Origin of the sequence: Enterococcus sp. DIV0213h (assembly GCF_051711285.1) — a bacterium.
In the GTDB taxonomy this organism is placed as follows: Bacteria; Bacillota; Bacilli; order Lactobacillales; family Enterococcaceae; genus Enterococcus_D; species Enterococcus_D casseliflavus.
Window position 1 is genome coordinate 274,771 of record NZ_JBIOMH010000001.1, and the last position, 19,072, is coordinate 293,842.

33 protein-coding genes are annotated in these 19,072 nt (G+C 42.4%); 31 read left to right on the top strand and 2 right to left on the bottom strand.

From position 1 onward, the window contains the following. Window positions 1-111 precede the first annotated feature (111 nt). Window positions 112-1,299 carry an elongation factor Tu gene (tuf, locus tag IGI77_RS01295; protein ID WP_005226902.1) on the top strand — a complete coding sequence of 396 codons (1,188 nt, stop codon included), beginning with the start codon at window positions 112-114 and terminating at the stop codon, window positions 1,297-1,299. Window positions 1,300-1,427: 128 nt separating this feature from the next. Here the strand turns inward: tuf and IGI77_RS01300 are convergent, their stop codons facing one another. Together IGI77_RS01300 and IGI77_RS01305 are read right to left on the bottom strand one after the other, a co-directional pair. Beyond that, complete coding sequence (locus IGI77_RS01300) at window positions 1,428-2,153, bottom strand: nitroreductase family protein (protein WP_159161106.1); 726 nt, start codon at window positions 2,151-2,153, stop codon at window positions 1,428-1,430. After that, window positions 2,137-3,582, bottom strand: coding sequence for a PLP-dependent aminotransferase family protein (locus IGI77_RS01305; protein WP_438769263.1), 1,446 nt, complete (start codon window positions 3,580-3,582; stop codon window positions 2,137-2,139). The genes IGI77_RS01300 and IGI77_RS01305 overlap by 17 nt, the downstream gene beginning before the upstream one ends. A 107-nt stretch (window positions 3,583-3,689) precedes the next feature. Between IGI77_RS01305 and thiD the strand changes: the two genes are divergently transcribed. The 30 genes from thiD to rplQ all read left to right on the top strand — a co-directional run bounded on the left by thiD (window position 3,690) and on the right by rplQ (window position 18,889). Further along, window positions 3,690-4,520 carry a bifunctional hydroxymethylpyrimidine kinase/phosphomethylpyrimidine kinase gene (thiD, locus tag IGI77_RS01310; protein ID WP_428216427.1) on the top strand — a complete coding sequence of 277 codons (831 nt, stop codon included), beginning with the start codon at window positions 3,690-3,692 and terminating at the stop codon, window positions 4,518-4,520. 341 nt (window positions 4,521-4,861) lie between these two features. Next, on the top strand, window positions 4,862-5,170 hold the full coding sequence (rpsJ, locus tag IGI77_RS01315; protein ID WP_003127966.1) for a 30S ribosomal protein S10: 309 nt from the start codon (window positions 4,862-4,864) through the stop codon (window positions 5,168-5,170). A gap of 22 nt (window positions 5,171-5,192) precedes the next feature. Further along, window positions 5,193-5,822 carry a 50S ribosomal protein L3 gene (gene rplC, locus IGI77_RS01320; protein ID WP_003127967.1) on the top strand — a complete coding sequence of 210 codons (630 nt, stop codon included), beginning with the start codon at window positions 5,193-5,195 and terminating at the stop codon, window positions 5,820-5,822. A gap of 29 nt (window positions 5,823-5,851) precedes the next feature. After that, window positions 5,852-6,475 carry a 50S ribosomal protein L4 gene (rplD, locus tag IGI77_RS01325; RefSeq protein ID WP_005226910.1) on the top strand — a complete coding sequence of 208 codons (624 nt, stop codon included), beginning with the start codon at window positions 5,852-5,854 and terminating at the stop codon, window positions 6,473-6,475. Next, window positions 6,475-6,768, top strand: coding sequence for a 50S ribosomal protein L23 (locus IGI77_RS01330; RefSeq protein WP_005226911.1), 294 nt, complete (start codon window positions 6,475-6,477; stop codon window positions 6,766-6,768). Before rplD ends, IGI77_RS01330 begins: the two co-directional genes overlap by 1 nt. A 39-nt stretch (window positions 6,769-6,807) precedes the next feature. Beyond that, window positions 6,808-7,641, top strand: a complete 834-nt coding sequence (gene rplB, locus IGI77_RS01335) for a 50S ribosomal protein L2 (RefSeq protein ID WP_005226912.1) — start codon at window positions 6,808-6,810, stop codon at window positions 7,639-7,641. 42 nt (window positions 7,642-7,683) lie between these two features. Next, window positions 7,684-7,962, top strand: coding sequence for a 30S ribosomal protein S19 (gene rpsS, locus IGI77_RS01340; RefSeq protein ID WP_005226914.1), 279 nt, complete (start codon window positions 7,684-7,686; stop codon window positions 7,960-7,962). Window positions 7,963-7,985: 23 nt separating this feature from the next. Next, window positions 7,986-8,333: a 50S ribosomal protein L22 gene (rplV, locus tag IGI77_RS01345; protein WP_003127973.1), complete on the top strand. Its 348-nt coding sequence runs from the start codon at window positions 7,986-7,988 to the stop codon at window positions 8,331-8,333. A 13-nt stretch (window positions 8,334-8,346) separates the two neighbouring features. Next, complete coding sequence (gene rpsC / locus IGI77_RS01350) at window positions 8,347-9,003, top strand: 30S ribosomal protein S3 (protein ID WP_005226916.1); 657 nt, start codon at window positions 8,347-8,349, stop codon at window positions 9,001-9,003. A 2-nt stretch (window positions 9,004-9,005) separates the two neighbouring features. Then, a complete protein-coding gene (gene rplP / locus IGI77_RS01355; protein WP_005226918.1) occupies window positions 9,006-9,440 on the top strand; it encodes a 50S ribosomal protein L16 in 435 nt (144 codons plus the stop codon). Further along, a complete protein-coding gene (gene rpmC, locus IGI77_RS01360; protein WP_002288664.1) occupies window positions 9,430-9,618 on the top strand; it encodes a 50S ribosomal protein L29 in 189 nt (62 codons plus the stop codon). Before rplP ends, rpmC begins: the two co-directional genes overlap by 11 nt. A gap of 24 nt (window positions 9,619-9,642) precedes the next feature. Then, window positions 9,643-9,909, top strand: a complete 267-nt coding sequence (gene rpsQ, locus IGI77_RS01365) for a 30S ribosomal protein S17 (protein ID WP_003128005.1) — start codon at window positions 9,643-9,645, stop codon at window positions 9,907-9,909. A 60-nt stretch (window positions 9,910-9,969) separates the two neighbouring features. Next, entirely contained in the window at window positions 9,970-10,338 is a 369-nt protein-coding gene (rplN, locus tag IGI77_RS01370; protein WP_003128006.1) for a 50S ribosomal protein L14, read from the top strand. A gap of 35 nt (window positions 10,339-10,373) precedes the next feature. After that, window positions 10,374-10,685, top strand: a complete 312-nt coding sequence (gene rplX, locus IGI77_RS01375) for a 50S ribosomal protein L24 (protein WP_003128007.1) — start codon at window positions 10,374-10,376, stop codon at window positions 10,683-10,685. A gap of 27 nt (window positions 10,686-10,712) precedes the next feature. Next, a complete protein-coding gene (gene rplE, locus IGI77_RS01380; protein WP_005227088.1) occupies window positions 10,713-11,252 on the top strand; it encodes a 50S ribosomal protein L5 in 540 nt (179 codons plus the stop codon). A gap of 18 nt (window positions 11,253-11,270) precedes the next feature. Beyond that, window positions 11,271-11,456, top strand: coding sequence for a type Z 30S ribosomal protein S14 (locus tag IGI77_RS01385; protein WP_003128010.1), 186 nt, complete (start codon window positions 11,271-11,273; stop codon window positions 11,454-11,456). A gap of 32 nt (window positions 11,457-11,488) precedes the next feature. Beyond that, complete coding sequence (rpsH, locus tag IGI77_RS01390) at window positions 11,489-11,887, top strand: 30S ribosomal protein S8 (RefSeq protein ID WP_005227093.1); 399 nt, start codon at window positions 11,489-11,491, stop codon at window positions 11,885-11,887. A gap of 31 nt (window positions 11,888-11,918) precedes the next feature. Next, the gene (rplF, locus tag IGI77_RS01395) at window positions 11,919-12,455 is read left to right on the top strand and encodes a 50S ribosomal protein L6 (protein WP_005227095.1); all 537 of its coding nucleotides are present in this window, start codon (window positions 11,919-11,921) and stop codon (window positions 12,453-12,455) included. A gap of 57 nt (window positions 12,456-12,512) precedes the next feature. Beyond that, entirely contained in the window at window positions 12,513-12,869 is a 357-nt protein-coding gene (gene rplR, locus IGI77_RS01400) for a 50S ribosomal protein L18 (protein WP_005227097.1), read from the top strand. 20 nt (window positions 12,870-12,889) lie between these two features. Further along, window positions 12,890-13,390, top strand: coding sequence for a 30S ribosomal protein S5 (gene rpsE, locus IGI77_RS01405; protein WP_003128014.1), 501 nt, complete (start codon window positions 12,890-12,892; stop codon window positions 13,388-13,390). 13 nt (window positions 13,391-13,403) lie between these two features. Continuing rightward, window positions 13,404-13,583: a 50S ribosomal protein L30 gene (gene rpmD / locus IGI77_RS01410; protein ID WP_003128015.1), complete on the top strand. Its 180-nt coding sequence runs from the start codon at window positions 13,404-13,406 to the stop codon at window positions 13,581-13,583. Window positions 13,584-13,623: 40 nt separating this feature from the next. After that, window positions 13,624-14,064, top strand: coding sequence for a 50S ribosomal protein L15 (gene rplO / locus IGI77_RS01415; RefSeq protein ID WP_003128016.1), 441 nt, complete (start codon window positions 13,624-13,626; stop codon window positions 14,062-14,064). Then, the gene (secY, locus tag IGI77_RS01420) at window positions 14,064-15,359 is read left to right on the top strand and encodes a preprotein translocase subunit SecY (protein WP_005227099.1); all 1,296 of its coding nucleotides are present in this window, start codon (window positions 14,064-14,066) and stop codon (window positions 15,357-15,359) included. The genes rplO and secY overlap by 1 nt, the downstream gene beginning before the upstream one ends. A 60-nt stretch (window positions 15,360-15,419) precedes the next feature. After that, complete coding sequence (locus IGI77_RS01425) at window positions 15,420-16,064, top strand: adenylate kinase (protein ID WP_005227100.1); 645 nt, start codon at window positions 15,420-15,422, stop codon at window positions 16,062-16,064. A 188-nt stretch (window positions 16,065-16,252) separates the two neighbouring features. Continuing rightward, window positions 16,253-16,471 (top strand): translation initiation factor IF-1, encoded by a 219-nt coding sequence (infA, locus tag IGI77_RS01430; protein WP_002288695.1) that lies wholly within the window; start codon window positions 16,253-16,255, stop codon window positions 16,469-16,471. A 32-nt stretch (window positions 16,472-16,503) separates the two neighbouring features. Next, entirely contained in the window at window positions 16,504-16,620 is a 117-nt protein-coding gene (gene rpmJ / locus IGI77_RS01435; RefSeq protein ID WP_002288710.1) for a 50S ribosomal protein L36, read from the top strand. 17 nt (window positions 16,621-16,637) lie between these two features. Further along, on the top strand, window positions 16,638-17,003 hold the full coding sequence (rpsM, locus tag IGI77_RS01440; RefSeq protein WP_005227102.1) for a 30S ribosomal protein S13: 366 nt from the start codon (window positions 16,638-16,640) through the stop codon (window positions 17,001-17,003). 27 nt (window positions 17,004-17,030) lie between these two features. After that, window positions 17,031-17,420 (top strand): 30S ribosomal protein S11, encoded by a 390-nt coding sequence (rpsK, locus tag IGI77_RS01445; RefSeq protein ID WP_005227104.1) that lies wholly within the window; start codon window positions 17,031-17,033, stop codon window positions 17,418-17,420. Between the two features lie 79 nt (window positions 17,421-17,499). Continuing rightward, complete coding sequence (locus tag IGI77_RS01450; protein ID WP_008376367.1) at window positions 17,500-18,438, top strand: DNA-directed RNA polymerase subunit alpha; 939 nt, start codon at window positions 17,500-17,502, stop codon at window positions 18,436-18,438. Between the two features lie 70 nt (window positions 18,439-18,508). Next, window positions 18,509-18,889, top strand: a complete 381-nt coding sequence (gene rplQ / locus IGI77_RS01455) for a 50S ribosomal protein L17 (protein WP_003128038.1) — start codon at window positions 18,509-18,511, stop codon at window positions 18,887-18,889. Window positions 18,890-19,072 lie beyond the last annotated feature (183 nt).

Sequence of the window (19,072 nt, forward strand, 5' to 3'; positions counted from 1 at the left end):
TTTTTTCTGAGTTTCGTGTACAATATTATCGATGATAAGGGATGGGGAGCTGCGGCTCCCTACCTATCAAATATAAAAAATAAACTGCATTTTTAGGAGGAACATTTTAAAATGGCAAAAGAAAAATTTGACCGTTCTAAACCCCACGTAAACATTGGTACGATCGGACACGTTGACCATGGTAAAACTACACTTACAGCTGCTATCACAACTGTATTATCTAAAAAAGGTTTGGCTCAAGCTTCAGCTTACGACCAAATCGATGGCGCTCCAGAAGAACGCGAACGCGGAATCACTATCTCAACTGCTCACGTTGAGTACGAAACTGAAGCACGTCACTATGCTCACGTTGACTGCCCAGGACACGCGGACTACGTTAAAAACATGATCACTGGTGCTGCTCAAATGGACGGCGCGATCTTAGTAGTATCTGCTGCTGATGGTCCTATGCCTCAAACACGTGAACACATCTTGTTATCACGTAACGTTGGTGTACCATACATCGTTGTTTTCTTAAACAAAATGGATATGGTTGATGACGAAGAATTACTAGAATTAGTTGAAATGGAAGTTCGTGACTTATTGTCAGAATATGACTTCCCAGGCGACGATGTTCCTGTAATCGCTGGTTCTGCTTTGAAAGCTCTTGAAGGCGATGCTTCATACGAAGAAAAAATCATGGAATTAATGGCTGCAGTTGACGAATACGTTCCAACTCCAGAACGTGACACTGACAAACCATTCATGATGCCAGTCGAAGACGTATTCTCAATCACTGGACGTGGTACTGTTGCTACAGGCCGTGTTGAACGTGGACAAGTTCGCGTTGGTGACGAAGTTGAAATCGTTGGTATTGCTGAAGAAACTGCTAAAACAACTGTAACTGGTGTTGAAATGTTCCGTAAATTGTTAGACTATGCTGAAGCAGGGGATAACATTGGTGCATTGCTACGTGGTGTTGCTCGTGAAGACATCCAACGTGGACAAGTATTGGCTAAAGCTGGTACAATCACACCTCATACAAAATTTAAAGCTGAAGTTTACGTTTTAACAAAAGAAGAAGGTGGACGTCACACACCATTCTTCACTAACTACCGTCCTCAGTTCTACTTCCGTACAACTGACGTAACTGGTGTTGTTGAATTACCAGAAGGAACTGAAATGGTTATGCCTGGTGATAACGTAACAATCGACGTTGAATTGATCCACCCAATCGCTATCGAAGACGGAACTCGTTTCTCAATTCGTGAAGGCGGACGTACTGTTGGTTCAGGCGTTGTAACTTCAATCCAAGCTTAATTTGATTGATCGAAGAGCAAAAGCGTACGCGCTTTTGCTCTTTTTTTGACTCTTGTAGAAAAAAAGCCGCTCTCTCTAGCGTGGATGAATCCGTTACGGTTCATCGAAGCTAAAGAGAGCGGTGCTTTTTATTTTATTAGATTTTGCTTCTTCAAGAAGGCGTCAAATCCTTGGTCAGGACGATTGCTGTAAAAGCCAGCGAATTTTTCTGACCATGGTTTGGTCTCGCGGGCTTCTCCAAAAGCAGTCATCGTTTGATCGTACGCTTCGATCGCCTCATAAGAATAGTCCTGATAATGGTTGTAATGAATGACCGCTTCTTCTGGCAAGCGAGGTTTGACCTTCATTTCTACGATTGGTTTACCGATGCTCAAGCCAGCCACAGGATAGACATATTCTGGTAAGTGCAACAATTCAGCGATTTTGGCGCTGTCTTTGCGGACACTGCCAGAAATGACGGTGCCTAAGCCCAGTGATTCAGCAGCGATCGCACCAGATTGCAAAGCGATGCTGGCATCAGTGGTGGCGATCAATAGTGGCTGATAGCCCTCATCGATTGGATAGGGAGTCTGTTTTTCGTCAGCAACTTTTTTGGTTCGATTTAAATCAGCTAAAAATAGCAGAAAGAGTGAACTTGCTGCGATATGAGGATTGCCAGGATTCCATTCGACCATTTGTTGGCGAATCCGCGGGTCGTCGATCACTAAGATCGAATAGGCTTGCCCGTTCATCCAGCTAGGTGCTTGACGAGCCGCAGTCAAAATCGCGGTTACTTGCTCTTGGCTCAAGCGGTAGTCAGGGTCAAATTGTCGGTAAGTGCGGTGATTGTGCAAAAGCTCAATGGTTTCGTTCATAGGTTTGCTCCTTTAACTGTTGGGTGATTTTTGTGAATCGTTCTTGAAATAGCGGTAAATCATCTTTGGCTAAGCGGGTATAGTTCAAACGCAAGCCATTCGTATCGTTACTGAAAAGAAACGCAGGTGCTACTAAGCAATCGTTCGCCAAAAAGAGTGACCAATCTTTGCGAGTCAATGTGCGGTGACGCCAAGTCAACCACAGGTAAAGACCACCTTTCGTCGGCTGCCATTGCCAATCCTCCTGAAATGCCTGCAAGAGTTGGAGTAAGTCTTGCTGGCGCTGGGCCATTTCTGCAAGCAGTGTCCGCTGCTGCTGGTGGTAATCAGAGGAGCGTAAGGCGATGTTGGCAAGGACTTGCGGGAAGATCGTGGTATCGATCGCCATCCGTTTTTTCGCTTGGGCAAATTGGTCGGCTAACGCTTCTGGCACCAAAAGCCAGCCGATTTTGATGGATGATCCTAGTAATTTTGAAAGCGAGCCTAAATAAATGACGGTTTCGGGAGCCATGGATTTTAGCTTGGGTGGTACTTTCTCAAAAGCCAACTCGCTAAAAACATCGTCTTCTATGATCGGTACTTGGTAGGTCTGGCAAAGGCGGATGATCGCTTGGCGCCGATGGTCACTCATAGTATGTCCCGTTGGATTTTGGAAGGTAGGATTCAGATAGACGAATTTGATCTTCTTTTCCTTCAACACTTTTTCCAATGCCGCAGGCCGCATTCCTTCGCTATCTTGCTTGATCCCGATCAACTGGACATTCATCGTGGAAAACAAGGGGAGAGAGAACAAGAAAGAAGGGTCCTCTGTCGCGATATAATCCCCCGCATGCAATAAGACTTGCATTAGCAAGGTGATTCCTTGTGTCGATCCAGCAGTGATCACTAGTTTTTGTCCGTTGGTGGGCAAATTGAAGGAATCAGCAAGGTGCTGCAATAAGATTTCTTGCAAAGGTTCATAACCCGTCGGTAATACTTTGGTGCTTTCTTTGCGAATCTCTTCCCAGGTAAAGGCAGGAAACGTGAAATCGGGGATCAGATCGGCAGGTAGATCACCTGTGTACAGATCCAGCACATCCTTCTCAGTGCGCAAATGCTGAATCTGTTGAACGTAAGGGTCTTGCTGCAGATAAGGGCTGCTTAAAGACGAGCGCAAATAAGAAAGTGGCGTTTGGCGGTTCCCCCAACGACCTTCCAATACACGAGAGCCGCTGCCTTGTTTTCGTTCGATCCATCCTAAGCTTTTCAATTCATCTAACGCTTTGACGACGGTGGAACGATTGACGCCAAAAGTCTGGGCGAGGCTGCGCTCTGGTGGCAAACGATCCCCAGGTCCATAGATTCCCGCTTGGATCTCTTCGATAAAATGAGTCACGATCTGCTGGTAAATCGGTTGTTTCTTCTGTTTGTCGATACTTGATGAAGCCATCCTGCACCACCTTTTTCAATTGGATGGTTTAAAAATAAGCCAAATGGCTCTTTTCGTCAAGGGGAAGATTGACTATACTTAGCAAAAAGCACAAGGAGATGAGGGAGATGGAAAAAGTCCTATCAATTGCTGGGTCGGATTCAACCGGAGGTGCCGGTATCGAAGCAGATTTAAAAACATTTCAGGAATATGGTGTCTTTGGTTTTGCCACGATCGCTTCGATCGTCACGATGGACCCACAAGCAGGTTGGAGCCATGAAGTAACGGCGATGGAAACAGCGCTTGTCGAAAAACAAATGATCTCTGCTTTTGCAGGTGATCCGATGGATGCTCTAAAAACGGGCATGTTAGGCAATGAAGACAATATTGTCCAAGCTGCGCAGATGATCCAACAGCAGCAAGTCAAAAATGTGGTGATCGATCCTGTCATTGCTTGCAAAGGGACTGCAGAAATCTTACAGCCAAAAAGCGTCGATGCCATCATCACGCATTTGTTGCCGTTAGCAGATGTTGTCACCCCTAATTTAGTAGAAGCGGGGATTCTTTCGGGTTTGGGTGATTTGACGAGTGTGGAGGCCATGAAGCAAGCTGCTGAAAAAATCCATGAATTAGGTGCTAAATACGTCGTGATCAAAGGGGGGCATCGCTTGCCAGGAGCAAAAGCCGTTGACCTCGTTTATGATGGGCAATCCTTCCTCTTGTTAGAAAGTGAAAAAATCGCTACCGATTTCAATCACGGGGCAGGCTGCACCTTTTCAGCTGCGATCGCTGCGGGTCTTGCAAAAGGCAAACCCGTCGTGGAAAGCGTTCGGTTAGCGAAAGCCTTTGTCACAGCGGCAATCAAAGAAGGAGTGGTGATCAATCCTTATGTGGGTCATGTGTGGCATGGTGCCTATACCCAGGCCCAAGACCGTATGCAGGAGGAAGCGCCGCAATAGCAGGTTTTCTTCTATAATAAATAGGAAATGAAGAAGTGCTTAAAAGAAGCGGTCAACGCTTCTTTTTTTGTGTTACGAAACCAAAAGAAAATTTTCTGAAAGAAATGCAAAAGAATCCCGGTTTTTCCATAAAAAAAGCTTGCAATCAATGTTTATCCGTAATATAATCATAAAGGTGCTGTTTACGTAAATACGTAAGTCACACTGGCAGCAAAGAAATTTTCTGCCGGCTACGAAACGAGAGGTTGCGACACGCCCGGACGCTTTGCCATGGACGAGCGTGACGGAAAATTTTCGTGGAGCTATGTCTACTTTTCAAAATAGGCGAAGGAGGGAAAACAATGGCAAAACAAAAAATTCGTATCCGTTTAAAAGCGTATGAACATCGTATTTTAGATCAATCAGCGGATAAAATCGTAGAAACTGCAAAGAGAACTGGAGCTGGCGTATCTGGTCCAATTCCATTACCAACTGAACGCAGCTTGTACACGATCATCCGTGCGACGCACAAATACAAAGATTCACGCGAACAATTCGAAATGCGTACACACAAACGTCTAATCGACATTGTGAATCCAACACCAAAAACTGTTGATGCTTTAATGAAGCTAGACTTGCCAAGCGGTGTTAATATCGAAATCAAACTATAATAATTAAGATGGAGGTGTAATCATGACCAAAGGAATCTTAGGGAAAAAAGTGGGAATGACTCAAATCTTCACTGAATCTGGCGAATTGATTCCAGTAACTGTAGTAGAAGCTACACCAAACGTAGTGCTACAAGTGAAAACAATCGAAAATGACGGCTACGAAGCAATTCAAGTCGGCTACCAAGATATGCGTGAAGTTTTGTCTAACAAACCTGCGAAAGGTCATGTTGCAAAAGCAAACACGGCTCCTAAGCGCTTCATTCGCGAATTCAAGAATGTAGAGCTAGAGGGCTTAGAAGTAGGATCAGAAATCAAAGTTGATATTTTTGAAGCAGGAGACATCATCGATGTAACCGGCACTTCGAAAGGTAAAGGATTCCAAGGCGTTATCAAACGTCACGGACAAAGCCGCGGACCAATGGCTCACGGTTCTCGTTACCACCGTCGTCCTGGATCAATGGGTCCAGTTGCACCTAACCGTGTATTCAAAAACAAACGTCTTGCTGGACGTATGGGCGGAAATCGCATCACGATCCAAAACTTGGAAATCGTACGCGTAGACGCAGAACGCAACGTTATCTTGATCAAAGGTAATGTACCTGGCGCGAAAAAATCATTGATTACAATCAAATCAGCTGTGAAAGCTAAATAAGTAGATAGGAAGAAAGGAGGAACTAAGGAATGCCGAATGTAGCATTATTCAAACAAGATGGAAGCCAAAATGGCGAAATTACATTGAACGAAGAAATCTTCGGAATCGAACCAAATGAATCAGTTGTCTATGATGCAATCATCATGCAACGCGCTTCATTAAGACAAGGAACACACGCTGTGAAAAACCGCAGTGCCGTTCGTGGCGGTGGCCGTAAACCATGGCGCCAAAAAGGAACTGGACGTGCCCGTCAAGGTTCAATCCGTTCACCACAATGGCGTGGCGGTGGCGTAGTCTTCGGACCAACACCACGTTCATACAGCTACAAACTTCCTAAAAAAGTTCGTCGCTTAGCAATGAAATCTGTATTGTCAGAAAAAGTTGCTTCAAATAACTTGGTAGCAGTAGAAGGATTAAGCTTTGATGCTCCAAAAACAAAAGAATTCAAACAAGTTTTAGCTAACTTGACAATTGACTCTAAAGTATTGGTAGTTTTAGAATCTGAAAACGACTTTGCCGCTTTATCTGCGCGCAACTTGCCAAAAGTTTCTGTAGTTACTGCTGATAACATTAGTGTTTTAGACATCGTTTCTAACGACAAAATGTTAGTGACACAAACTGCTCTTACTCAGATCGAGGAGGTGCTTGCATAATGAACTTACTAGACGTTATTAAACGCCCAGTGATCACTGAAAAATCAATGCTTGCCATGGATGACAAGAAATACACTTTTGAAGTGGACACAAAAGCTAACAAAACTTTAGTAAAACAAGCTGTAGAAGCTGCCTTTGACGGAGTGAAAGTGGCAAACGTGAACATCATCAACGTTCGTCCGAAATTCAAACGCATGGGTAAATATGCAGGATATACAAAAAAACGTCGCAAAGCTGTTGTGACTTTAACTGAAGATTCTAAAGAAATCCAAATTTTCGAAGCTGCTGAATAAGCAACTCACGCATAAACTTTACATGGGAGGGAAAAAGACGTGGCGATTAAAAAGTACAAACCTACCACGAACGGCCGTCGTAATATGACAAGTTCTGATTTCGCTGAAATCACAACTTCAACACCAGAAAAAACATTGTTAGCTCCTTTGAAAAACAATGCTGGTCGTAACAACAACGGACGTATCACGGTTCGTCATCAAGGTGGCGGTCACAAACGTCAATACCGTTTGATCGATTTCAAACGTAACAAAGACAACGTCGTTGCTACGGTTAAAACGATTGAATATGATCCAAACCGTTCTGCTAACATTGCGTTAGTACATTACGAGGATGGAGTAAAAGCATACATCTTAGCACCTAAAGGATTAGAAGTTGGCATGACTGTCGTTTCTGGTCCAGATGCAGATATTAAAGTAGGGAATGCATTACCACTAGAAAACATTCCAGTCGGTACTGTTATCCACAACATCGAAATGAAACCTGGTAAAGGTGGACAATTGATTCGTTCAGCTGGAACAAGTGCTCAAGTACTTGGTAAAGAAGGCAAATACGTATTGATCCGCTTGAACTCTGGTGAAGTACGGATGATCTTAGCATCATGTCGTGCAACAATCGGTTCTGTTGGTAATGAACAACACGAATTGATCAACATCGGTAAAGCCGGTCGTTCTCGTTGGATGCGCAAACGCCCAACTGTACGTGGTAGCGTAATGAACCCTAATGATCACCCACACGGTGGTGGTGAAGGTAAAGCACCAATCGGACGTAAAGCACCAGTTTCTCCTTGGGGACAACCTGCACTTGGTTACAAAACACGTAACAAAAAAGCAAAATCAGACAAACTTATCGTTCGTCGTCGTAAAACTAAGTAATATACTTGACCGTGTGTCGCACATTTTGAGAGGAGGTACACCATGGGTCGTAGTTTGAAAAAAGGACCTTTTGTCGATGACCATTTGATGAAAAAGGTCGAAGCACAAGAAGGCGCTGAAAAGAAAAAAGTGATCAAAACTTGGTCACGTCGTTCTACAATTTTCCCTAATTTTATCGGATTTACAATTGCTGTGTATGATGGACGGAAACATGTACCAGTTTACATCCAAGAAGACATGGTAGGACACAAATTAGGTGAATTTGCACCAACAAGAACTTATCGCGGACATGCTGCCGATGATAAGAAAACAAGACGCTAATTTTGAGGGGAGGATATCCAAAAATGGCAGAACAAATCACATCAGCGAAAGCAACTGCTAAAACAGTCCGCGTTTCTCCTCGTAAATCTCGTCTAGTTATTGACTTAATCAGAGGGAAAAGCGTTGCTGAAGCAATCGCGATCTTAAAGTTCACACCAAATAAAGCAGCTGGAATCATCGAGAAAGTCTTGATGTCAGCTATTGCCAATGCAGAAAATAATTTTGACTTAGATGTTGAAAACTTGATTGTTTCTGAAGCATTCGTAAACGAAGGACCAACGATGAAACGTTTCCGTCCACGTGCGAAAGGTTCAGCTTCACCGATCAACAAACGTACAAGTCATATTACTGTAGTCGTATCAGAAAAATAAGGAGGGACAATCAGTGGGTCAAAAAGTACATCCAATTGGAATGCGTGTAGGCATCATCCGTGACTGGGATGCTAAATGGTATGCTGAAAAAGAGTATGCTGAATTTCTACATGAAGATTTGAAAATCCGTAAATTTATCGCATCTAAACTTGCTGATGCCGCTGTGTCTACAGTTGAGATCGAGCGTGCAGCAAACCGCGTGAATATTTCAATCCACACAGCTAAACCAGGTATGGTTATCGGTAAAGGCGGATCTGAAGTCGAAAACCTAAGAAAAGAATTAAATAGCCTAACTGGCAAACGAGTTCACATCAACATCGTTGAAATCAAAAAACCAGATTTAGATGCTAAATTAGTAGGCGAAGGAATCGCACGTCAATTAGAAAACCGTGTTGCTTTCCGTCGTGCTCAAAAACAAGCGATCCAACGCACAATGCGTTCTGGCGCTAAAGGAATCAAAACACAAGTTTCTGGCCGTCTAAATGGTGCGGATATCGCTCGTTCAGAAGGTTACTCAGAAGGAACCGTTCCACTTCATACATTACGTGCGGACATTGATTACGCATGGGAAGAAGCAGATACAACATACGGAAAACTAGGAGTTAAAGTGTGGATTTATCGTGGAGAAGTTCTTCCAACTAAAAAGAACACTGAGAAAGGAGGGAAATAAACATGTTAGTACCTAAACGTGTAAAACACCGTCGTGAGTTCCGCGGAAAAATGCGTGGCGAAGCGAAAGGCGGAAAAGAAGTAGCATTCGGTGAATACGGCTTACAAGCTGTTGAATCACACTGGATCACAAACCGTCAAATCGAAGCTGCCCGTATCGCAATGACTCGTTATATGAAACGTGGCGGGAAAGTATGGATCAAAATTTTCCCTCACAAATCTTATACTGCCAAAGCTATCGGGGTACGTATGGGTTCTGGTAAAGGGGCTCCTGAAGGATGGGTATCACCAGTTAAACGTGGTAAAATCATGTTTGAAATTGCCGGTGTACCTGAAGAAGTTGCGCGCGAAGCGCTACGTCTTGCTTCTCACAAATTACCAGTGAAAACGAAGATCGTAAAACGTGAGGAAATGGGTGGTGAATCGAATGAAGGTTAAAGAAATCAGAGAATTAACCACTGCCGAAATGCTAGATCAAGAAAAACAATTGAAAGAAGAATTGTTCAATCTTAGATTCCAATTAGCAACAGGTCAATTAGAAAACACTGCACGTATCAAAGAAGTACGTAAATCGATTGCACGCATTAAAACAGTATTGCGTGAACAAGCTAAGTAATAGTGGAAGGAGGCCATTTAGCGTATGACTGAAGAAAGAAATCAACGCAAAGTTTACCAAGGTCGCGTGGTATCAGACAAAATGGATAAAACTATCACTGTTGTCGTTGAAACAAAGAAAAACCACCCTATCTACGGCAAACGTCTGAACTATTCTAAGAAATACAAAGCACACGATGAAAACAACGAAGCAAAAGTTGGCGATATCGTGAAAATTATGGAAACTCGTCCATTATCAGCTACGAAACGTTTCCGTCTAGTAGAGATTGTTGAAAAGGCAGTGATTATCTAATCACACGAGATTTTCCTATATAGATTGTGAATTGCAAAATCTGAAAGGAGGATACACATCGTGATCCAAGCAGAAAGCCGATTAAGAGTGGCGGACAACTCAGGTGCCCGTGAAATTCTAACGATCAAAGTCCTTGGCGGATCTGGTCGTAAAACTGCCAATATTGGTGACGTGATTGTTGCTACGGTTAAACAAGCAACGCCAGGTGGGGTTGTCAAAAAAGGTGACGTCGTTAAAGCCGTTATCGTTCGTACTAAATCAGGAGCTCGTCGTACAGACGGTTCATACATCAAATTCGATGAAAATGCTGCGGTTATTATCCGTGACGATAAGAGCCCTCGTGGAACTCGTATCTTTGGCCCAGTTGCCCGCGAATTGCGTGAAGGCAACTTTATGAAGATCGTTTCCCTAGCACCAGAAGTATTGTAATAGTGATTCTTATCTAAAGGAGGTGCGAAACAAACATGTTTGTTAAAAAAGGCGATAAAGTTAAAGTTATCACTGGTAAAGACAAAAACAAAGAAGGCGTTGTGCTAGCAGCGTTTCCTAAAAAAGACAAAGTCGTTGTTGAAGGTGTCAATGTTGTCAAAAAACACCAAAAACCTTCTCAAACTGCTCCTCAAGGCGGAATCGTTGAAATGGAAGCACCAATTCATGTTTCTAACGTGATGGTGGTTGATCCATCGAACGGTGAAGCTACGCGTGTCGGTTACAAAGAAGTTGACGGCAAAAAAGTCCGCGTTTCTAAGAAAACCGGAGAAGTTCTTGATAAATAATCTGATGAAGGAAGGAGGGGCTAACAGATGAACCGCCTTAAAGAAAAATATTCAAAAGAAGTTGTCCCATCATTAATGGACAAATTTAACTACAGCTCAATCATGGAAGCACCAAAAGTTGATAAAATCGTTATCAACATGGGTGTCGGTGACGCTGTTTCTAATGCTAAAAACTTAGACAAAGCTGTTGAAGAATTACAATTGATCTCAGGTCAAAAACCATTGATCACAAAAGCGAAAAAATCTATCGCAGGATTCCGTTTACGTGAAGGAATGCCAATCGGTGCGAAAGTAACACTACGCGGCGAAAGAATGTATGAATTCTTAGATAAACTAGTAAGTGTGTCATTGCCACGTGTCCGTGACTTCCACGGTGTGAGCAAAAAAGCGTTCGACGGACGCGGAAACTACACTTTAGGTATCAAAGAACAATTGATTTTCCCTGAAGTAGATTATGATTTGATCGACAAAGTACGTGGTATGGATATCGTGATTGTAACAACAGCAAACACAGATGAAGAATCTCGTGAATTGTTGACACAATTAGGCATGCCATTCCAAAAATAAAAAAAGGAGGCGAACTACGTGGCTAAAAAATCAATGATTGCTAAAAACAAACGCCCTGCTAAATTCTCAACGCAAGAATACACTCGTTGTGAACGTTGCGGACGTCCACATTCAGTTTATCGTAAATTTCATCTTTGCCGTATTTGCTTCCGCGAACTTGCCTATAAAGGACAAATTCCCGGCGTGAAGAAAGCTAGCTGGTAAACTATACTCGCATAAAGGAGGTAAATTATCCCATGGTCATGACAGATCCAATTGCAGATTTTCTAACGCGCGTGCGTAACGCAAACATGGTTAAACACGAAAGCCTAGAAGTACCTGCTTCAAAAATCAAACGTGATATCGCTGAAATCTTGAAACGTGAAGGTTTCGTCCGCGATGTTGAATACATTGAAGATGACAAACAAGGCGTGATCCGCGTATTTCTTAAATACGGTAAAAACGGTGAACGTGTTATCACAAACTTAAAACGTATCTCTAAACCAGGCTTGCGTGCTTATGTCAAAGCTGACGAAGTACCAAAAGTATTGAATGGTCTAGGAATCGCGATTATCTCAACTTCTGACGGTGTAATCACTGACAAAGAAGCTAGAGCAAAAAATGTTGGCGGCGAAGTAGTCGCTTATGTATGGTAATTTAAAATATTCCACAAGGAGGTGCCTCTAAGTGAGTCGTATCGGTAATAAGATCGTCGTTCTTCCTGCTGGTGTTGAAATCAAGCAAAACGGAAACGACATTACAGTTAAAGGACCTAAAGGTGAATTAACACGTACTTTCTCTTCTGATATCACAATGAATATCGAAGGAAACGAAGTAACATTCACTCGTCCAAATGATAGTAAAGAAATGAAAACTATCCACGGAACTACCCGTGCAAACTTCAACAACATGGTTGTTGGTGTTTCTGAAGGTTTCCAAAAAGCGTTAGAATTAATCGGGGTTGGGTACCGTGCTCAATTACAAGGGAAAAAACTTGTATTGAACGTTGGTTACTCTCATCCAGTTGAAATCGAAGCGCCAGCTGGAATCGAAATCGAAGTTCCTTCAAACACTTCTGTGATCGTTAAAGGATCAGATAAAGAAGTCGTTGGCGAATTGGCTGCCAATATCCGTGGCGTTCGTCCTCCAGAACCTTATAAAGGCAAAGGAATTCGTTATGTTGGCGAATTTGTACGCCGTAAAGAAGGTAAAACTGGTAAATAGTCGTAATTCTTTACGACTAGCAGCTTAGGCTAGCAAAATTAAAAGAGGTGACAAATTGTGATTACAAAACCAGATAAAAACAAGACACGTCAGAAAAGACATCGTCGTGTACGTAACAAAATCTCTGGTACTGCTGAGTGCCCACGCTTAAACGTGTTCCGTTCGAACAAAAACATCTACGCACAAGTAATTGATGACGTAGCGGGTGTGACGCTAGCAAGTGCCTCTGCCTTAGACAAAGAAGTTTCAGGTGCAACAAAAACTGAACAAGCACAAGCTGTCGGTAAATTAGTCGCAGAACGTGCAGCAGCAAAAGGTATTAAAGTAGTAGTCTTTGACCGTGGTGGATACCTTTACCATGGCCGTGTAGCAGCTTTAGCTGAAGCAGCTCGCGAAAATGGACTGGAATTTTAAGAGAAGGAGGAACACCATTCATGGTTTATATTGATCCAAAACATTTGGAATTAGAAGACCGCGTTGTTGCGATCAACCGTGTAACTAAAGTTGTTAAAGGTGGACGTCGTCTACGTTTTGCTGCATTAGTTGTTGTCGGTGACAAAAACGGACACGTAGGTTTCGGTACTGGTAAAGCACAAGAAGTACCAGAAGCAATCCGTAAAGCAATCGAAGACGCGAAGAAAAACTTGGTGGAAGTACCAATGGTTGGTTCTACAATCCCTCACGAAGTTATCGGTGTATTCGGCGGCGGACGCATCCTTATGAAACCTGCTGTAGAAGGTTCTGGGGTAGCTGCTGGTGGACCAGTTCGTGCCGTATTGGAATTAGCTGGGGTAGCTGATATCACATCTAAATCTTTAGGTTCTAACACACCAATCAACGTTGTTCGCGCAACAGTTGAAGGTTTAAAACAATTAAAACGCGCTGAAGAAGTGGCAGCACTTCGCGGCAAATCAGTAGAAGAATTAATCGGTTAAGGAGGACACTATAATGGCTGAATTGAAAATTACTTTAAAACGCAGTATTATCGGACGTCCCCAAAACCAACGTGATACTGTAAAAGCGTTAGGTCTTACAAAGTTGAATTCAACAGTTGTAAAACCTGCTAATGATGCAATCAAAGGCATGGTTAACACTGTTTCTCACTTAGTGGACGTTGAAGAGGTCTAAGGATCAGCAGATCTAGTTTGATTAAGGAGGTGCCAAACCTATGAAACTTCATGAATTAAAACCATCAGAAGGCTCACGCCAAGTACGTAACCGTGTCGGTCGAGGAACTTCATCTGGTAACGGTAAAACAGCTGGACGTGGACAAAAAGGTCAAAAAGCTCGTTCAGGCGGCGGAGTACGTCTAGGATTCGAAGGTGGACAAACACCATTGTTCCGTCGTTTACCAAAACGTGGCTTTACAAATGTGAACCGCAAAGAATATGCAGTCATCAATCTTGATGTCTTGAACCGCTTTGAAGACGGTGCTGAAGTAACACCTGTTGCTTTACACGAAGCTGGAATCGTCAAAGACGAAAAAGCTGGAATCAAAGTATTAGCTAACGGAGAATTAACGAAGAAATTGACTGTGAAAGCAGCTAAATTCTCAAAAGCAGCTGAAGAAGCAATCGTTGCTGCTGGTGGATCAATCGAGGTGATCTAATGATCAGACTATTGAAGGATGCCTTTAAGGTTAAGGATATTAGATCCAGAATATTGTTCACCGTCTTAATCTTGTTTGTCTTTCGTCTGGGAACACATATTACTGTGCCAGGCGTAGACGCAAGTCGCCTAAATACCATCGCGGATCTACCATTTTTAAACATGTTAAACTTGGTAAGTGGTGGCGCCATGCAACAATTTTCGATTTTCTCGATGGGGGTTTCGCCTTACATCACTGCCTCAATTGTTATTCAGTTGTTGCAGATGGATATCGTCCCTAAATTTGTTGAATGGTCGAAACAAGGTGAAGTGGGTCGTAAGAAACTAAATCAGGCAACACGTTACTTGACGTTGGTATTGGGCTTTGTCCAATCCATGACATTAACGGCTGGATTTAACTATTACACTCAACTCGGGTTTGTAAACAATCCTAATATGGCAACCTATATCGTGATCGGTCTGATTTTAACAGCCGGAACGATGTTAGTCACTTGGTTAGGAGAGCAGATCACCGAGCGTGGTATCGGAAACGGTGTGTCAATGATCATCTTTGCAGGGATCATTTCACGCTTACCAGCAAGCATCAAAGAATTGATTGAAGATTACTTCATTAACGTGGATCAATCGGATATCTGGCTAAATGCTATCTTTATGGCGCTGCTTGTGATCGCTGTGTTGATCGTCATTACTTTAGTAACGTATGTTCAACAAGCAGAACGCAAGATTCCGATCCAATATACAAAACGGGTAGCAGGAGCGCCTACCAGCAGTTACCTTCCTTTGAAAGTAAATGCTGCCGGGGTTATCCCAGTTATCTTTGCCAGTTCTTTTATTACAACACCAAATGCGATCATTCAAGCATTAGGTAGTTCATATAGAGGAGAAACTTGGTACGAAGTGGTGCAAACGATCTTTAGTTACAACACTGTACCGGGTGCGATCATCTATACTGTCTTGATTGTTGCGTTTACTTTCTTCTACGCATTTGTTCAAGTGAACCCTGAGAAATTAGCGGAAAACTTGCAAAAACAAGGAAGTTACATTCCGAGTGTGCGTCCTGGTAAAGGAACCGAAGAATATGTATCACGTTTGTTGATGCGATTAAGCACGGTTGGATCGATCTTTTTAGGATTGGTTGCTTTACTTCCAATCATCGCTCAGATGGCTTGGAATCTACCGCAATCGATCGGTCTAGGTGGAACGAGTCTATTGATCATTATCGGTGTGGCACTTGATACTGCCAAGCAGTTAGAAGGGCTTATGCTGAAACGGAAATATACTGGTTTCATCAATTAAAGTTATTGAAGTGTTGAGGATTTCCTCAACACTATTCAAAAACTTACAGGAGGAATTAGAATGAACTTCATTTTAATGGGATTACCTGGTGCTGGAAAAGGTACTCAGGCAGAACGTATCGTTGCTGAATACGGTCTTCCTCATATTTCAACAGGCGATATGTTTCGGGCTGCGATGGCGAACGAAACAGAACTAGGCCTTAAAGCAAAATCATACATGGATCAAGGCGCATTAGTTCCTGATGAGGTTACAAATGGGATCGTTAAAGAACGTTTAGCTGAACCTGATACCGAGAAAGGTTTCTTATTAGATGGTTTTCCTCGTACATTGGATCAAGCAAAAGCGTTAGATGAGATGCTAGCTGACCTTAACAAAAAACTTGATGCCGTTATTGATATTCATGTTCCTGAAGAAGTTCTTGTAGAACGTTTAGCCGGCCGCTTCATGTGCCGCAATTGTGGGGCAACTTATCATAAATTGTTCAATCCTCCAAAAGAGGAAGGAACATGTGATCGTTGTGGAAGTCATGACTTCTACCAACGTGAAGATGATAAGCCTGAGACGGTCAAAAATCGTCTAGCTGTCAATATCAAAAGCAGTGAACCAATTTTGACTTATTACAAAGACAAAGGGTTATTGCAATCGATTGATGGGGATCGCGACATCGACGCTGTATTCGAAGATGTTCAAAAGATCATTGACTAATCATAGATTGCCCGAGTCCAACTTGCAGCTTAAAACTTTCTCTTGAAATCTTTGACAGGATATGATAGAATATGTCAGTCCGACTTCTACTTTTTATTAAGTAGGAGCATAGTTTGAGAATATCAGGTGGGAACCGAGTTTCCGCCATTTTATCGTGTGAAAATCACAAGTACAAGGAGGTACTGTGCGTGGCAAAAGAAGATATGATTGAAGTCGAAGGTACAGTCGTCGAAACTTTGCCGAATGCAATGTTTAAAGTAGAATTGGAAAACGGACACCAAGTTCTAGCGACCGTTTCTGGTAAGATCCGGATGCACTACATTCGTATTTTACCTGGAGACAAAGTGACGGTGGAATTATCCCCGTATGATCTGAACCGTGGCCGCATTACTTATCGCTTTAAATAATTGTACTCCGTAAAACCACAGGAGGTATTATCATGAAAGTAAGACCATCAGTAAAACCAATGTGCGAACATTGTAAAGTAATTCGTCGTAAAGGACGCGTTATGGTGATTTGCCCAGCAAATCCAAAACATAAACAACGTCAAGGATAATCGGAGGTGTAACAAATATGGCTCGTATTGCAGGAGTAGATATTCCTCGTGATAAACGTGTGGTCGTTTCACTTACTTATATCTATGGTATTGGTAACACGACTGCAAAACAAATTTTAGCTGACGCTGGCGTGTCTGAAGAAGTTCGCGTTCGTGATTTAACGAATGAACAAACAGATGCTATCCGTGCGGAAGTTGATAAATTAAAAGTTGAAGGTGACCTTCGTCGTGAAGTGAACTTAAACATCAAACGATTGATGGAAATCGGTTCTTACCGTGGAATCCGTCATCGCCGTGGATTGCCAGTTCGTGGACAAAACACGAAAAACAATGCACGTACTCGTAAAGGCCCGTCTAAAACAGTCGCAGGCAAGAAAAAATAATTCCTAAGTGAAGGAGGTTAAAACTTCATGGCAGCAAAAAAAGTGAGTCGTAAACGCCGTGTGAAAAAGAATATTGAAGCGGGTATTGCACATATTCACTCAACATTCAATAATACAATCGTAATGATCACTGATACTCATGGTAATGCATTAGCATGGTCATCAGCTGGTTCATTAGGTTTCAAAGGAAGCAAAAAATCTACTCCTTTTGCCGCTCAAATGGCAGCAGAAACAGCTACCAAAGCAGCAATGGAACACGGATTAAGAACTGTTGAAGTAACAGTTAAAGGACCTGGTTCTGGACGTGAAGCAGCAATTCGTTCATTACAAGCAGCAGGTTTGGAAGTGAGTGCGATCCGTGACGTGACTCCAGTCCCTCATAATGGATGCCGCCCTCCAAAACGCCGTCGTGTTTAATGAGTGCTGCTCATTTTGAGTGTAACAAATACGTCATTGAACAAGACACTTTTCGTTTTGAAAGGGGTAATAGATAAGAATGATTGAATTCGAAAAACCAAGAATCGCAAAGATTGATGAAGACAAAGATTATGGCAAGTTCATCGTGGAACCTCTTGAAAGAGGCTACGGAACTACACTAGGAAATTCCCTACGTCGTATTTTATTATCTTCTTTACCTGGTGCGGCAATCACCAATATTCAAATCGATGGAGTTTTACACGAATTCTCAACTGTTAAGGGTGTTCGGGAAGACGTTGCTCAAATCATCTTGAATATTAAAGGTCTTGCATTGAAAATGTACGGGGATGAAGAAAAGACCCTTGAAATTGATATTTCAGGACCTGCTACAGTAACTGCTGGCGATATCATCGTTGATAGTGATGTAGAAATCCTTAACAAAGATATGTATATCTGTACCGTTTCTGAAGGTGCTACGTTCCATGCTCGCTTAACAGTGAAACCTGGCCGCGGCTACGTTCAAGCGGACGAAAACAAAAAAGAAGACATGCCGATCGGCGTTCTTCCAGTCGATTCAATCTATACACCAGTACGTCGTGTCAACTACCAAGTAGAAAACACACGTGTCGGTCGTCGGGATGATTTCGACAAATTAACGATGGAAATATGGACTGATGGCTCAATCGAACCATTGGAAGCAATGAGTTTGTCTGCGAAGATCATGACTGAACATTTAGACATCTTTGTTAACCTAACAGATGAAGCGAAAAACGCTGAAATCATGGTTGAAAAAGAAGAAACACAAAAAGAAAAAATGTTGGAAATGACGATCGAAGAATTAGACTTATCTGTTCGTTCATACAACTGTCTAAAACGTGCAGGAATCAATACTGTACAAGAATTGACAAACAAATCTGAACCAGAAATGATCAAAGTAAGAAACTTAGGCCGTAAATCTCTTGAAGAGGTCAAAGTAAAATTACATGATTTAGGTTTAGGACTACGTAAAGACGATTAAACCGTTTTCGATTACGTTAGTTCGGTTCGTCTGACCGATACAACATTCGAAAGTGAAGGAGGGAAACCACGTGAGTTATCGTAAACTAGGACGCACATCTAGCCAACGTAAAGCGATGTTGCGTGATTTGACAACTGATTTATTCATTAACGAACGTATCGTTACGACTGAAGCTCGTGCGAAAGAAGTTCGTTCAACTGCAGAAAAAATGATCACTTTAGGTAAACGTGGTGATTTGCATGCACGTCGTCAAGCAGCAGCATTCGTTCGTAATGAAGTTGCAAGTGTACGTGAAGAAAACGAAGAAGTAGTTATTGAATCAGCATTACAAAAATTATTCAATGATATCGCTCCTCGTTACACAGATCGCCAAGGTGGATATACTCGTATCTTGAAAACAGAACCAAGACGCGGAGATGCTGCACCAATGGTTATCCTAGAACTTGTTTAAAATCACACTTATCATCACTTTATAGATGTTTACTAAGAGTGTTATGATGTTGGAAGAAACTTTCCGAGTCTAGCTCAGCGCCTACACCTCGATGTATTTCGAGGTGTACGCACTCATCATAAAGTGCTTTTTTTTTACTTTCGATTACCTGTCAAGACAGGTAATGGCAAGTGAAAAAAAGAT

Coding starts and splice junctions, on each gene's coding strand:
- rplP (WP_005226918.1), top strand. CDS start 9,006: ATGTTAGTACCTAAACGTGTAAAACACCGTCGTGAGTTCCGCGGAAAA.
- rpmJ (WP_002288710.1), top strand. CDS start 16,504: ATGAAAGTAAGACCATCAGTAAAACCAATGTGCGAACATTGTAAAGTA.
- tuf (WP_005226902.1), top strand. CDS start 112: ATGGCAAAAGAAAAATTTGACCGTTCTAAACCCCACGTAAACATTGGT.
- rplE (WP_005227088.1), top strand. CDS start 10,713: ATGAACCGCCTTAAAGAAAAATATTCAAAAGAAGTTGTCCCATCATTA.
- rplO (WP_003128016.1), top strand. CDS start 13,624: ATGAAACTTCATGAATTAAAACCATCAGAAGGCTCACGCCAAGTACGT.
- rpsK (WP_005227104.1), top strand. CDS start 17,031: ATGGCAGCAAAAAAAGTGAGTCGTAAACGCCGTGTGAAAAAGAATATT.
- rplD (WP_005226910.1), top strand. CDS start 5,852: ATGCCGAATGTAGCATTATTCAAACAAGATGGAAGCCAAAATGGCGAA.
- rpsJ (WP_003127966.1), top strand. CDS start 4,862: ATGGCAAAACAAAAAATTCGTATCCGTTTAAAAGCGTATGAACATCGT.
- rpsE (WP_003128014.1), top strand. CDS start 12,890: ATGGTTTATATTGATCCAAAACATTTGGAATTAGAAGACCGCGTTGTT.
- rpsH (WP_005227093.1), top strand. CDS start 11,489: ATGGTCATGACAGATCCAATTGCAGATTTTCTAACGCGCGTGCGTAAC.
- IGI77_RS01300 (WP_159161106.1), bottom strand. CDS start 2,153: ATGAACGAAACCATTGAGCTTTTGCACAATCACCGCACTTACCGACAA.
- rplX (WP_003128007.1), top strand. CDS start 10,374: ATGTTTGTTAAAAAAGGCGATAAAGTTAAAGTTATCACTGGTAAAGAC.
- rpsM (WP_005227102.1), top strand. CDS start 16,638: ATGGCTCGTATTGCAGGAGTAGATATTCCTCGTGATAAACGTGTGGTC.
- IGI77_RS01330 (WP_005226911.1), top strand. CDS start 6,475: ATGAACTTACTAGACGTTATTAAACGCCCAGTGATCACTGAAAAATCA.
- rpmC (WP_002288664.1), top strand. CDS start 9,430: ATGAAGGTTAAAGAAATCAGAGAATTAACCACTGCCGAAATGCTAGAT.
- rplV (WP_003127973.1), top strand. CDS start 7,986: ATGGCAGAACAAATCACATCAGCGAAAGCAACTGCTAAAACAGTCCGC.
- rpsQ (WP_003128005.1), top strand. CDS start 9,643: ATGACTGAAGAAAGAAATCAACGCAAAGTTTACCAAGGTCGCGTGGTA.
- rplC (WP_003127967.1), top strand. CDS start 5,193: ATGACCAAAGGAATCTTAGGGAAAAAAGTGGGAATGACTCAAATCTTC.
- IGI77_RS01305 (WP_438769263.1), bottom strand. CDS start 3,582: ATGGCTTCATCAAGTATCGACAAACAGAAGAAACAACCGATTTACCAG.
- thiD (WP_428216427.1), top strand. CDS start 3,690: ATGGAAAAAGTCCTATCAATTGCTGGGTCGGATTCAACCGGAGGTGCC.
- rpsS (WP_005226914.1), top strand. CDS start 7,684: ATGGGTCGTAGTTTGAAAAAAGGACCTTTTGTCGATGACCATTTGATG.
- IGI77_RS01450 (WP_008376367.1), top strand. CDS start 17,500: ATGATTGAATTCGAAAAACCAAGAATCGCAAAGATTGATGAAGACAAA.
- secY (WP_005227099.1), top strand. CDS start 14,064: ATGATCAGACTATTGAAGGATGCCTTTAAGGTTAAGGATATTAGATCC.
- rpmD (WP_003128015.1), top strand. CDS start 13,404: ATGGCTGAATTGAAAATTACTTTAAAACGCAGTATTATCGGACGTCCC.
- IGI77_RS01425 (WP_005227100.1), top strand. CDS start 15,420: ATGAACTTCATTTTAATGGGATTACCTGGTGCTGGAAAAGGTACTCAG.